This window comes from Vibrio sp. McD22-P3 (assembly GCF_021568915.1).
GTDB classification, from domain to species: domain Bacteria; phylum Pseudomonadota; class Gammaproteobacteria; order Enterobacterales; family Vibrionaceae; genus Vibrio; species Vibrio mediterranei.
Genome location: NZ_JAKGTN010000028.1, coordinates 52246 through 64523, shown reverse-complemented (window position 1 = coordinate 64523; position 12278 = coordinate 52246). Strand labels below are relative to the sequence as shown.

13 protein-coding genes and 1 pseudogene are annotated in these 12278 nt (G+C 45.1%); 4 read left to right on the top strand and 10 right to left on the bottom strand.

Going from position 1 to position 12278, the window contains the following annotated elements; genetic code table 11:
- Positions 1–62 (bottom strand): annotated as a pseudogene (gene rpsF, locus L2W36_RS24340) (30S ribosomal protein S6); the annotation flags it as partial.
- A 220-nt stretch (positions 63–282) separates the two neighbouring features.
- Between rpsF and L2W36_RS24335 the strand changes: the two are divergent.
- Positions 283–1002, top strand: coding sequence for a DUF3581 family protein (locus L2W36_RS24335; protein ID WP_236111809.1), 720 nt, complete (start codon positions 283–285; stop codon positions 1000–1002).
- A gap of 116 nt (positions 1003–1118) precedes the next feature.
- Positions 1119–1412: a helix-turn-helix domain-containing protein gene (locus L2W36_RS24330; RefSeq protein WP_236111808.1), complete on the top strand. Its 294-nt coding sequence runs from the start codon at positions 1119–1121 to the stop codon at positions 1410–1412.
- A 327-nt stretch (positions 1413–1739) separates the two neighbouring features.
- Here L2W36_RS24330 and L2W36_RS24325 read toward each other — a convergent pair whose 3' ends face one another.
- The 3 genes from L2W36_RS24325 to L2W36_RS24315 all read right to left on the bottom strand — a co-directional run bounded on the left by L2W36_RS24325 (position 1740) and on the right by L2W36_RS24315 (position 3827).
- A complete protein-coding gene (locus L2W36_RS24325; RefSeq protein ID WP_236111807.1) occupies positions 1740–2405 on the bottom strand; it encodes a restriction endonuclease in 666 nt (221 codons plus the stop codon).
- Positions 2406–2805: 400 nt separating this feature from the next.
- Entirely contained in the window at positions 2806–3279 is a 474-nt protein-coding gene (locus tag L2W36_RS24320) for a hypothetical protein (RefSeq protein ID WP_062463783.1), read from the bottom strand.
- A 167-nt stretch (positions 3280–3446) separates the two neighbouring features.
- On the bottom strand, positions 3447–3827 hold the full coding sequence (locus L2W36_RS24315; RefSeq protein ID WP_062463781.1) for a hypothetical protein: 381 nt from the start codon (positions 3825–3827) through the stop codon (positions 3447–3449).
- Positions 3828–3982: 155 nt separating this feature from the next.
- On the opposite strand from L2W36_RS24315, the gene L2W36_RS24310 reads away from it, so the two are divergent.
- Positions 3983–4267 (top strand): hypothetical protein, encoded by a 285-nt coding sequence (locus L2W36_RS24310; protein WP_236111806.1) that lies wholly within the window; start codon positions 3983–3985, stop codon positions 4265–4267.
- Positions 4268–4467: 200 nt separating this feature from the next.
- Here the strand turns inward: L2W36_RS24310 and L2W36_RS24305 are convergent, their stop codons facing one another.
- Positions 4468–5847 carry a DEAD/DEAH box helicase gene (locus L2W36_RS24305; protein WP_236111805.1) on the bottom strand — a complete coding sequence of 460 codons (1380 nt, stop codon included), beginning with the start codon at positions 5845–5847 and terminating at the stop codon, positions 4468–4470.
- Positions 5841–6371, bottom strand: coding sequence for a hypothetical protein (locus L2W36_RS24300; protein ID WP_236111804.1), 531 nt, complete (start codon positions 6369–6371; stop codon positions 5841–5843). Before L2W36_RS24300 ends, L2W36_RS24305 begins: the two co-directional genes overlap by 7 nt.
- 103 nt (positions 6372–6474) lie before the next feature.
- On the opposite strand from L2W36_RS24300, the gene L2W36_RS24295 reads away from it, so the two are divergent.
- Positions 6475–6789, top strand: a complete 315-nt coding sequence (locus tag L2W36_RS24295) for a helix-turn-helix domain-containing protein (RefSeq protein WP_062463773.1) — start codon at positions 6475–6477, stop codon at positions 6787–6789.
- A gap of 220 nt (positions 6790–7009) precedes the next feature.
- Here L2W36_RS24295 and L2W36_RS27575 read toward each other — a convergent pair whose 3' ends face one another.
- The 4 genes from L2W36_RS27575 to L2W36_RS24275 form a co-directional block, all read right to left on the bottom strand.
- Complete coding sequence (locus L2W36_RS27575; RefSeq protein WP_443088408.1) at positions 7010–8506, bottom strand: FKBP-type peptidyl-prolyl cis-trans isomerase; 1497 nt, start codon at positions 8504–8506, stop codon at positions 7010–7012.
- Positions 8507–9130: 624 nt separating this feature from the next.
- On the bottom strand, positions 9131–9574 hold the full coding sequence (locus tag L2W36_RS24285; RefSeq protein WP_062461718.1) for a hypothetical protein: 444 nt from the start codon (positions 9572–9574) through the stop codon (positions 9131–9133).
- A complete protein-coding gene (locus L2W36_RS24280) occupies positions 9567–10232 on the bottom strand; it encodes a hypothetical protein (RefSeq protein WP_236111803.1) in 666 nt (221 codons plus the stop codon). The genes L2W36_RS24285 and L2W36_RS24280 overlap by 8 nt, the downstream gene beginning before the upstream one ends.
- Entirely contained in the window at positions 10229–12271 is a 2043-nt protein-coding gene (locus L2W36_RS24275) for a hypothetical protein (RefSeq protein WP_236111802.1), read from the bottom strand. The genes L2W36_RS24280 and L2W36_RS24275 overlap by 4 nt, the downstream gene beginning before the upstream one ends.
- Between the last annotated feature and the right edge of the window lie 7 nt (positions 12272–12278).

The following is a 12278-nucleotide window of genomic DNA, read 5'->3' as shown; positions in this document are numbered from 1 at the left end:
ATGCCAGCAACTTGCTCGCTTTGATCAGGGTGCACCATGAATACGATTTCGTAATGACGCATTGGTTGCTCCTTACGGATTATTAGCTTCCACGTTTGGTCGGTCGTCCAGAGGAAGCAAGGAACGAATAAAAAGACCGAAAATGAGTCGCGATATTACAAGATGTTGATGCCTTGAACAATACTTTGTTGGTTTTGAACGCTGAATTGATATCTGGATAGACCATTCTTTGGAACTACATCAGTTATACTTCGACCAGCTTTAGTTTAATAGTGTCAAAGTATGTTTTTAACTCCTTATATCTCATGTGAAAAATCGAAATTTCAATTCACGCGCCAACAAGCAAGTTACTTTGCTAAAAAAGTAGCCGGAGACTTTAATCCAATTCACGACGAAGATAGTAAACGTTTCTGTGTACCCGGAGATCTTTTGTTTGCAGCTCTGCTATATAAAGAAGGTATAAGTCAAAAAATGCGTTTTGATTTTTTGGGTATGGTGAATGACGGTATAGAGCTTCAGGCTGAAAGTAGAAATGACAATGAATCTGTTGTTATCGATGATAGTGGGAGGGAGTATCTTCGCTTCTCCCATTCTGGCGAGCACAGCCATTCTCTTGAGTTTATCGAACATGTGGTTTCAAACTACGTTCAATTCTCAGGTATGAACTTCCCCCATATTATGGTGCCGCTCATGAAGGAAAAGCAGATGATGATCAATTGCCAAAGGCCGTTGGTGATTTACGAAAGTATGGAAGTGGAGTTTTCTCGATTAGATCTAACTCACCCGGAAGTCGAGTTCAATGGTGCTACTTTTGATATTGACGGGAAACGAGGCATAGTGACGTTAAATTTCAACTTTAAAGAAGATGGTATCATTATAGGTAAAGGGGTTAAAAGAATGGTAGTTAGTGGCCTCAAACCATATTCAGATGAAGCTATTGATGACCTAGTAGAGCGATTCAACGCACGAAAAGAAACTTTCTTATCTCAACAGGCAACTTAACTAGCTCTGATTGCTTTACTTTGTTAGGATAGTCGGGATTAAATCAACCCGCCCGGATGATTAATCATTAGAGGAAGAGCGAAATGCTCTTCCTCTTTTCCTCAAGGAAAGAAAGTATGTTGCCCAGTAAAACGAAAACTTCATTCTACCGCAGATTATATATTGCTTATCTTATAGATTCTGGCTGTAATACCATCCCAAAAATCCAATCAAAAATTGATATTCCTCGACGGACTGCCCAAGATACGATTAACGCGTTAAACGAACTAGATATTGAATGCCGGTTCAAAGGCGCGCAAAAGAATGGACACTACTACATATCATCTTGGGGGCCTTTCAATATTCAATGGATACAAGATAATGCCAATATGCTTGCGCAAACGCTCGGTTATTTATCAGCCCCTATGTAGCTACATTGCTTAAGTTTCATCATAAACCCATTCAGGTGTCATCGCATCATAACGGGTAGCTATCTCTAGGTCTTGTAATATTAAAGTAAGCGTACAATTCAAATACCTCATTTTTTTCTTAATGTAGAGGTATGGCAAATAGCAAAACTGACGTGCAGAATGCAACGGATTACTTGTTGAAAGCTCTGCCTTACGGAGAGCTTATTCGCCCTTGAGAAAAGCATCAAGGCCGCCACCCTTCGAGAGCAGATCGCACAATTTACTTACATAGAGGCTCGGGCTTGTTCAACACTTGGGCTTTAACGTTGGCTACGCAACGCTTAATCCTTATTTGTAAGTTTCTTTTGCTACGTGAGCATAAAAGACATCCCGCAACTCGCAACATGGTTCTTCGTGTTCAGCAACTGTTACCCAGCCGCAAGAATCACAGTAAACAGTGTACGATTTGCACTTCAAACACCGCCCTACTGAGCCCATAAATAACTTACCAAATTGATTAATGCCTAACCCATGATTCCAACAGAGTAACCCAGGAACAGACCGCCCAATTTTATAGTTTTCAATACAATGAGAACAAATGTCTGATACACGCCCATATGACTCATCAGCAAAGGATTCACTGTAAGCTTCTTGCCAATCTAAATGTTCAAGTTTAATTCTATCGCCAAACTCACGGACTCTTTTAGGAACTGAAGAAGTGAAACCATTGGAAGATATTAATACACCAAAATTAGCTCCGACATCATTCATCATACTCATAAAGGATTCAGCAGCTTTAACATCTATCGGTTTATCATAATGCTTACACTCAACGATCGCTCGAATAGAGCCTTGCTCAATCAAAACGTCTATTTGACGTGATCTTTCAGAGTACCCACCTCTAATCCGCGAGTCACCTAATACCGTCACATTCGGTTCTGAGCACTCATCATGCAAAATTTTAGTTATCAGCCACTCATATTGTTTCCAATCCGGAATTAGTTTAGTTTTCATATGACCTCGACTAGAAACTTAACGCTTTATCGACGGATTTTTTTTCGTAATTATATGCAACCAATAGTAATGCTAATTTTACTCACGTTCAATCTCATGCCCGTATTGCCTAGCGCCTAGGATTTGAACTTCAGAAAATACCGAAAGTTTCCGTATAACTCCGTCGGCTTCGGAGCAATACGATTTCTGCCTGCTCAAACCAAAATGAGCATGTTCTGAGCCTCTTTCATCGGATTAGATTTGGTAGGGAAAACACATATGAACAGTATGTGAATGAGTATTTACTCTGGCTGATAATGGGGCAATGATTGGTTAGAAATCATCGACGGTGAAGGCTCTGAGTCAGCCCTTTCCTTGCTTTCGGAACAATCAATTCGGTCTGTCTCGCTTCTGTGCAGTGTTAGTCACTAGTATGTATGTGAAGTGGCATCGTAGATTGATAAAAGCGAGCTCTCTGGTCACAAAAAACTTCCCGATAATCCTCTTGAGAATCAGCAACAAAAACCACTCTCAAGTTTTTGGTGGCTCTCACGGCTAACTTAGAACGTAACCAACCTGAAAAACGGGAGTTTCTTAAAGCACCCATACCGTAAATCCATAAGAACTTTGGATATTCACTTTCCTCAATCAACTTATTGAGAGTCTCTGATGTCGTAAAGTCATGTTTGTAGTCATTTAAATCAATGCTCTTTACTGTGACCCCCAAAGTTTCATTAGCTCTGTTGATCTCTTGAACAAATGAATCTGAAAGCTTTGCACGAAACACATGTTGTATATACATATGTAGGGCCCATGTGCACCTAACAGAACGTTCTATACCAGGATCAAAGTTATTATAATCCGCCCCCAACTTATCGAGCTTTTTCAAATTCACTGAAGTTTAAATCCTTATCATTTGATTTAGAAAGTGCTTCTGCATGTTAATGATCACATACCATGGTGGATTAATAAATTTATGGCGCACTGAGTTACTAGCCATAACGTAAGGTTTGCCCTAGAAACCAAGTCAACCATGAGAAAACCTGTTCTACACTGGACATCTTATATCAACCTAACCACATTGTTCTTTCCGTCAAAATCAGCGTTGTTATCAAGAAAGTGCTTTGGCTGACCATCAAGAAGCAAGACATAAAGCTTGCGTTCAAGAAAAACTCCAACCATGTAATGATTTTTCGGTATCTGATAACTTGGTACTAGCGCCTGTTCATCGTCGCAGAGGTAGCGGATATGGAGTAGCTTTACCCTTTTCAGGCCAACTAAATTACTACCTTCAATAAAGCCACCGAAGGGAACGGCAAACGTTTTGCCGTTCTTGAGCAAAGCTTCTACCGTTCCGTCATTATGTCGATTGTGCCCAATCGGTCCATGTTCGTTTATCCTGTCGACGCGATAGGATCTAACTATGTGAATTGACTTATACATACACTTAACACTGGTTATATATACAGTTTAATTATAATCCAATAGCCACGGAAGAGCCATGCTGAGCGGAGCAGTTTACTAATCTTGGCCGACGTCACACAAGGTCATACTTTTTCCAAACTAATTTTGTTAGATAGCCTGATAGATTGGTTCTCATGTATACGAAACTACTACTACTGTCGCTGGTCAATACGGCGGAGTTGGTCTCGAACCAACAACTCCCCCCGCTTTTTACGCTTTTGCGAAAAGCTATCAAAAAGTACGAATCTGATGAAATAGATTGGCACCTGGTCAATGGGCTCTCTGATCTCGACATTCTGTTTTTGATTGCAATGGCTGACACGGATCTGTCGGTGAACTTTGATACTACAGTCTTGGAGGAAGCTGTGCGTTTCGTCGAGTGGGTGCATAAGATGGAGACGGAGCAGGTTTATCATTAGGGTTGGTGTGCTGACTGTTGGTTGAGGTATATTGTGTACAACTTCGAATCAGCAACACTTTAACTACGCTCAAAGGTGGAAGAAAACTACTACCACGTGATGTGATGTCTTTTCGGACACTGTATTAACAAGACGATTAGCGGGTTGCATTTGAGTCTCAACGATAAAGCGCAAACTAAATAGCACACATTTATCCATTATTAAGCTGTTTGAAACGCTGAAATGATGCGCTGTTTGAACCCGCTAAACTTAACCTCATAAGCGAGACTAGCAGCACCATTTACCATACTACCAAGGTCAGCAGCACCATTCCATCTCAAGTCAACATTGCTGCTTATGAGACCAATATTGAGGTCTTTAGCAACTTCCTTTAGTCCTGATTCACTTGCTGCGAAAGTTCCAGGAAGGCCTGCCTTAGTGAACATACAAGATTCTGGAATATCTTGTTCTATCCTCTCGGCAAACTCTATCAAGCTTTGCTCTGCGAACGTGAATAACCAAGCCTGTTGGTGCGAGGCATCACTCACTCGTAGAATCCGCCCCAGCACTTGCCTAAAGTAGAGCTCTGTCTTAATCGAGCTGATATGGCAACAAACTTGAAGCCTTGGTATATCCGTACCCTCACTAATCATCCCAACACTGACTATCCACTGAGTACTATTCTTCCGAAAACGTTCAATCTCAGCTAAAGGGGCCTCATGACGATAGGTCACGATAGAAACAGTTTGTTGATACTTATGCAAAAGTATCTTTTTAATCTCTTGGGCATGTTGAACAGAAGAAGCAACGACTAGCCCTCCGGCATTCTGATTTTGAGTACGTATCTCCGCTAGCTTTCTACAACCAAGTCCAAGCAGATATTCCATAGCTTCTTCATTTTGAATTACGCTCCGATAAGGAGCTTTAGTCTGCTTTAACATCTCTAGAATCGATGAAAACGATTCTTCTTTTCCGTCGCTAGTTATCGACAAGTGTTCATTGTCTACGAGTACAATTCGTGGTGCTCTACATACATGGTCAGCGACGGCTTGTTTGAGAGTGTATTGATAGTCGACCAAGATCTGCCCATCGGGGTCGCTATACCGCGCTATCACTATCGGTAATGCATCTGAACGCCAAGGTGTACCTGAAAGCGCTAATGTATAGGTAGCCAGCCCCTGAATCTTGGTAAGGATCTGTTGTCCCCAAACGTTCGCTTTCTCATACTCGGAGCCAGAGCAATGGTGTATCTCATCAAACACAACAAATACTCGATAGTTACGTAGTGTCTGCCAAAACTCTTCGCTGAGAAATTGAATAGATTGGTAAGTAAGCGACTGCCCAATCGAACCCAACCCACCATTAAAAGTGCAATTTAGGACTGCTGAAAAGGTTCTTTTTATCCCATCTGATACAGTTAGCGAAGGTGAAAAACACAAAACAAGATCTACCATGTCATCCTTCAACAATCTAGAAGCAATATGTGCCGCCAATACTGTTTTCCCTGCTCCTGGAGTGGCTTGGCAAAAAAAGTGGTGTTGCATGTTTTTGTAGTTTTGTAACGCTTTTTCAGAGCATTCTTGCTGCCATTTCCTCAACATTCGGCAACATCCGAAAAGATGGTGTTAATTACGTTGGTTAGTACGTTAACTCTACCAAATAGATGTGCTGAGCGATCTCTCGCTTGCTGCAACATTGGATTGAGCCGCTGTTCCAGTTCAGGGAAACGACGATTGAGCGATTGGTACTCGTCGATCTCACCCAGAACAATCTCTAACTCAGCTTTGTACTGGTTTCGCTCATGGCGCAATACTGAGTAATCTGAAATGGGTTTAGCTGGAGAGGAGGCATTCTTCCGTTCTCCTTTGGGTTTCACATTAAGAGAGCGAAACAAATCCGTTTGAAAGTATCTTTTATCTCGTCCTTCTCCCTCACTTTCAAGCCAACCGTTACTCACAAAACGAAGGATTTGTCTGTAGAGTATTTTTCTTGCCTCATCAGGCACCTTCCTAAGATCACAAACAGAAAGAGAGGCGTCGCGTAGTTCAATAACCGAAAAACCATCCATACCTTTTTCAATCAATAATTTGTGCATAATCGCACTGATTTTCGTCGAACGTTTCATTTACAACTCTTGTAGAACAAAAAACTAAGGATTGCTTAGTATACAGAAATCGATAAAACTAAGAAAATCTTAGTTACTGTAGGTTTTCACACATGAACCGAAAATGTCATTTACTAACCCAATCCCAGCGCGACTCAAAGAAGCGCGTAAAAAAGCTAAACTCTCCCAGAAATCCTTGGGAGTGAGAATAGGTATGGATGAGGGTTCGGCAAGTGCCAGAATGAATCAGTATGAGAAAGGCAAACACGCTCCTGACATACAGACTCTAAAGCTCATTGCTGACGAGCTTGGCGTCCCTTTGAATTATTTCTTTTGTGAGGAAGAAAGCTCTGCCAAGTTAGCTTGCTTGATTGCAAAATTGAGTGAAGAGGAGAGGAAAGAGCTTATTAATAAGTTGAGCGGTTCCGAAGATAATTAGGTCGGCAGCTCATATTCGATCTTATGCCCGCTGGTCGGTCGCGACGAGAATGTGCCAAGCGACCAGTGATAAAATTAACTCGCTATTGGACAAAACAATGTCAGTAGCATTACTAATTTAGCGACTCATGAATAACTTTAGGTATTGAAAGTCGCTCAGTGAGTCGTCTAGTATTACTGATGCAGTTCGAGATGATGTTTCCCTTTTAACAACTTAATTCTTACACCAATTCGTTTTCAGCTCGTCTTTCCGTCTTGTTTACTACAATCGAAAATACCGCAACCTTTCCTTTCAGACTCTCAGCATGATAATCATCGGGAAATGTGATTTCTATATCAAACACATCACCAACTTTTTTACCGACTAAGCCATCTTCAAAACCATGTATCATTCGTCCTTCACCTACAACGAGAGGAAAGTTATTGGCTTTCCCACCTTCAAACGCAACTCCGTCAATTCTTCCTTGGAAGTCAATGTTCACTCGGTCACCAATAGTAATTCTATCGTTAGTTTGCTGATAGCTTGACAGTTGTGGAGCTATCATTTGTTGCTCTGGATATTGAACGGAATCACTTGAGTTAGGAGTATATGGGGGGGTTCTAAGACTCTGAATTCCAAAAACTCGATGAGTCACATCCACGAACGTATGAACCCTAATGTTCTTTGTGGCTTTGTCCATAGATGAACCCCAGATTGGCTCATAGTTATCATATTCATGGTTAGTGTGAACTAACATAAACCGCCCATTGTGGTGTTCTACAAGAGAGCCAACGAACTCACCTGTGATCGTGGACGTAACACCGTTCTGGTGTAGAGCAACGACTCTGTAGTTTTTGTCGATAAGGCAGTTCCCCAACACCCAACCACACTTGCTGCCGTTTATAGTAGTAACTTTTTGTCCGTATTTAGCAAGCCTGTAAGCAACAGTTATTGTTTTCCACTGTCCCCAGATATCTCTGAGTGGAATATGAGGTGTATCCCCAATATGAATCGCGGTATGACCATTGCTCACTTGCATACTGCTTATAGCCAAACCGCCAAACTTGATCTCACCTTTTTTATTAACAGCTAGGGATTGCCCCAAGTAGTTCATCTTAATTCGTTCAATGTTAACGGGCTTATCACCCTCAATGTTGAGTGTTAACCCTACTACTCCTTTTTGTGGTCGCATTTCAATACGTGTGCCTTTCCCCCACACATCATGGGAGCCGAGAACGCTAGTAAACTGATTTCGATTTATGCTCGCAACATATTTACCTTTGTTATCGTAAAATATGGCGCTAACCAAAAATGGTTCGCCTTTTTGTGTGGGTGGTTCTAACCACACCAAAGGCTTGCCATGTAAAGACAAGATGATTTCAACATCATTAAAGTGACTAGTCCCAATTTGAATAGTTGGCATCACAGAGGGATCTATTTCTTCTCTTATGTGATTGTGTTTTTTACAATATGGATCAGCCTTAGCCTCCCAAACTCGTCTCTTAGATTTACGTTTTCCTGTAACCTTTCCGTGGCAACTTTCGCAAAGCAGAGTCATTCTTTCGGGATCATGCTGCTCTGCATCATGGAATTCTGGTTCGATATGCTCATAGTCGCAAAACAGTGTTCCGCATACCACACAGCCATATCCAGCATCTTCTCTAATTTGCTTTCGGATTGGCTCTTCAATATAGCGTCTTAACCCATGCTTATTAGGATCATTCGTTTGTACGGCCACTAAGATTTCCTTATAAATTCAGCAATAACGTTATGACACTAGATTAATACAGTTGTCAGTACAAAAATAGCTGTATCTAAGTGAGTTACTATGTTTGGGAAGATCAAATTTGGCCTCATAGTTAGAATTTTTGTGATAAGAAAAAGTAAGTCAAATACCAAGCTAAATACCTTGCACAAAAACTAACGTAAAACACAATGGGGCAAAAGTTTGCTAGCCAAATCGTACTGATACTGTTTTTGCTTTAATTAGCGAAAAACGAATAACCTCAAGTATGGAAAGTTCACTTAACTAAGTATCCAATCTGCCAAGAGCAGATCAGCCACAGAGGTGCTTTCAACTTTAATTTGCTGAATTTGATTTTTTCGGGGGATGATTTTTAGCCTGTTCTTTGTTTAATCGGTGAGCCGTGTAGCCGACCCAGACAGAAAAAGCAAGATGCTAACCAATGTAATAGCCAAGAGGGTAAATACGCCATCAAAGCTAAATATCCAAGAGCTTAGGGCTTGCATTATCACCTCCATCTTTGTTTACTTCTGTACATGTTAGCACAAGAAATATTGACACAACTCCGGATGCAACTCTTCATGTTCGCGATGGGTGGGCTCTGATTTTCTAGTACTATTACATAGACGTGCATTGGTTTGCCTTCAAAAAGTTATCCTTGGTCAACGCCTCCTGAAGTTTGTCATCGACACCGGACATTTCGCGTCGCACCGAGTTGATGTTGTCCTGCATCGCTTCGCGCACAGTTTCGGCATCGGATACGGCCTCGGGCGTGTCCCGCTCTTCGAGCCCGCAGTCGGCGATGGCCGCTTCAAGCATCTCACGGGCGTAGTCGCGCTTGAACACCTGCTTGCCCTGTCGGATTTTGCCAAGACGTGCCAGCAAGCTTTGGTTGAGTTGGACATCACCGTCCTCATTAACCCCGTAGCTGGGCAGCGGTTTGCCGCTGGTGCGATAGTGCGCAAACAGCTTGGTCAGTTTGGTTGGGTTATCGTCGTGCATGTCGATTTCGGGCAGGCCAACCTGCTGAAGCTCTTCTGGTGATAGTCGTTTTTCAGACATCCTGTGGCCCTCCTGCTTTCGGCACCAGCGATATGTCTTGCAGCTGTGCACGTTGCTCCGGGGTCAGTATTCCCATCAACCGCGCTATCAATCGGTCGTTTTCCCGCCCGGTCTGTTGCAGGCGGGCAACCTGGTCATTCAGTTGCTCGTTCTCCAGCTTCAACCGACTGTTTTCTCGATTGAGTTTGGAGCGGTCATCCAGCATATTGCTACTGAAAAAAGCCTCGACAATCGCCCGGCGCTCGGCGTCGGTCTGCACCTTGGTGCCATTGCGCAGGCGCGTGATTTCGCGCTGCAACTCACGCTTTGACTGGGATTTGGCAGGCTGGCGCGCGGGTTTATGCAGGTCGAACAGGACTGCCAGGTCGCCGTTTTTATCCTCAATCCACTGACACAACTCGAACTGGCGACGTGGGTTGATATTACTGCGGTCCAACTTGGCCCGAGCCGCGATTTTTGCGGGTACCAGTCGACGGTCTTTGGGACTCTCAGCTTTGCCCGATACGATCAGCCCACAGATATGCTTGTATTCCTGCTGCGCGGCATGATACAGCGTCTGGGTGGTGTCTGAGCCCTCTGTCACCCAGGTTGGCAACTTGGTTGGCTCAGGCGCTGACTCGGTGGATTTCGGTTTGAGGAGTTTGTCGCGAACGCTCATGCTATACCCTCGGCGAAGTGGGCCAACTCAGGGAACAGTTTCACTGAGTTGCGAATGGCCTGGCGGCTGCTCTCCTTCAAGATCGGCAATGTCATCGTTTTCTGCTCAATAAAGTCGGCGTGGCTGATGACCGTGACTTGGTGTTTGGTCAGGTGGCTTTTTCGTGACGCGCAGAAGTTGGGGCAGGTCTTACACTTTTCCATCGAGGTACCCGCCGGGTTGGGATTGCCATTTTCGTCAGCACAATTGGCCATGCTGCGGAATCGTTTCAGCAGCAGGCAGAAGCCATATTCGTGGGCCGTCACCTGGATGACCTCATCACACAGGGACTCGATATGCGCTTCTGTCTGCTCCGGGCTTAAGATGCGGACCTTGTCGGTAAACTCCTGTTTCATAAACGTGGCCACGCCACCGACGAAATCCGGATCGTCGGCATGGTCATAGACGATGCGTGGCACCAACTCACGGACATATCTGCGATTAATGCGCTCCCGGTCCTGCGCATCCAACTTGTCGCCGGTGTAGCGCCTGGTCCACCAGTGGTTATAGGCGTGGCAGAAGTGCTGGCGGATAAGCTCTTCCACGTTGCCGTCAAACTTGCGTAGGGCGAACTCCGCGAAGCTGTGGCGAAACTGGTGGCTGGTGATGCTGGTATGCATCTCCTGCACGTTGAAGTCGACTTTTTCGGCGACCCGATCGCAAAAGGCGGTGTAGTAGGTGTGGAGTCGGTCACTCGCCGACCATATCGACATTCGGGTGGGTGTTTTGCTGGCTTGAAGTAGGGGCGGTAGGGCGCTGAACAGCGGCAAATTGGTCCCGGTTTTATCGTGATAGCCGAGCTGTAGCAGTACCTCGAAACCGTCGTCGATGAAGTTGGTTACGCCTTGGGTCTCGCGAAGCCCCTGGTTGGTTTTCTCGATGCTGGGTCTCATCACCGCCTCCTGACCGGCCTCAGCATCTGGACGGGTGATGTCGATGCCGCGCAGGGTACGAACCTCGCTCGGCCCGCGTTTGCCCATCACCGACAAGAAAATGATATACAGCGCACCCTGCAGCGCGTTGTAGTCTGCCAACAGGTCTGTATAGCTCTGCCAAGGAAAGGTGAACGGTATGTCGGGTGCATGCTCTGCCTGCAGCGCTCGCAGTTTGGTGTGCAGCGGCTTTGCAATCTCGGCTTTTGCCCGGTTGATATCACTGTCTTCTCCACCCGATTCACGGCTTACGGTCAACGCACTGATATTGCCGCTGGCGCGGTAAGCCCACAGCTGCGTGGGTTTCGCGCTTGCACAGCCACTCCAAAACGCCGACACTAGGTTGTGGGCGTTATGCTCGCGCACCGTGGTAAAATAGGCTAGCAGTTGCTTGGTGCGCAGCGCGTGCAGGGTGTCCAGCGCATCGCCCAGCAGTAGATGGGCGAGCACGAACGGCACGGCGCCGTAACTACCGCCCTGTTTCCAGGCATCTAGGTCGGTACCAAATGCCTTCAGCTCCGTTTTCAGCGCTTTTTCAACCGACGTGCTAGTGAGTTTACAGTCCGGGCCGTCGTTGACATTGCCAGTCTGATAACTATCCAACCACCGATTAAGCACCGTAATCGTACTCTCAAGTCTTTGAACAGCCAGAGGTTGGTCGGTGGCGACCAGAGACCGCTCTCCCGCCTCGTTGCTATTCCAGATTCTGAATATCATCAGCACCACTAGCTTAACCCAGTCGGCCTGGTCCAGCTCGCATAGTGCCCTGCCTGGGTAATGCTCATCAGCCAACGCCAACAGGCGCAGCAAGGTATCAGCCTGACGATAAGCGTTGTCTTTAATCGTGGTGTTGCCGTTGATCACCGCCGGGGACCACCAATCGAGCAACAGACGCTGGGCCAGCAGGCGCTGCGCCTGGGCTACCGGATAGGTGATCCAGTCCATCGTTAAATGCTGAATGCCGGCCGAGCCTCTATCGACACGCAGTTTCCACGTCGCATCTGGGTCTAACGCTACCTGCAACTGGTCCAGCCGCTGCTGCTGAAGGTCGGAAAGTAGTACGGGCATCGGTGTT

Bases quoted from the DNA above. Each gene is read 5' to 3' on its own strand.
- L2W36_RS24295 (WP_062463773.1), top strand. From the start codon at position 6,475: ATGTCATTTACTAACCCAATCCCAGCGCGACTCAAAGAAGCGCGTAAA.
- L2W36_RS24285 (WP_062461718.1), bottom strand. From the start codon at position 9,574: ATGTCTGAAAAACGACTATCACCAGAAGAGCTTCAGCAGGTTGGCCTG.
- L2W36_RS24315 (WP_062463781.1), bottom strand. From the start codon at position 3,827: ATGTATAAGTCAATTCACATAGTTAGATCCTATCGCGTCGACAGGATA.
- L2W36_RS24300 (WP_236111804.1), bottom strand. From the start codon at position 6,371: ATGAAACGTTCGACGAAAATCAGTGCGATTATGCACAAATTATTGATT.
- L2W36_RS24275 (WP_236111802.1), bottom strand. From the start codon at position 12,271: ATGCCCGTACTACTTTCCGACCTTCAGCAGCAGCGGCTGGACCAGTTG.
- L2W36_RS24305 (WP_236111805.1), bottom strand. From the start codon at position 5,847: ATGTTGAGGAAATGGCAGCAAGAATGCTCTGAAAAAGCGTTACAAAAC.
- L2W36_RS24310 (WP_236111806.1), top strand. From the start codon at position 3,983: ATGTATACGAAACTACTACTACTGTCGCTGGTCAATACGGCGGAGTTG.
- L2W36_RS24335 (WP_236111809.1), top strand. From the start codon at position 283: ATGTTTTTAACTCCTTATATCTCATGTGAAAAATCGAAATTTCAATTC.
- L2W36_RS24280 (WP_236111803.1), bottom strand. From the start codon at position 10,232: ATGAGCGTTCGCGACAAACTCCTCAAACCGAAATCCACCGAGTCAGCG.
- L2W36_RS24325 (WP_236111807.1), bottom strand. From the start codon at position 2,405: ATGAAAACTAAACTAATTCCGGATTGGAAACAATATGAGTGGCTGATA.
- L2W36_RS24330 (WP_236111808.1), top strand. From the start codon at position 1,119: ATGTTGCCCAGTAAAACGAAAACTTCATTCTACCGCAGATTATATATT.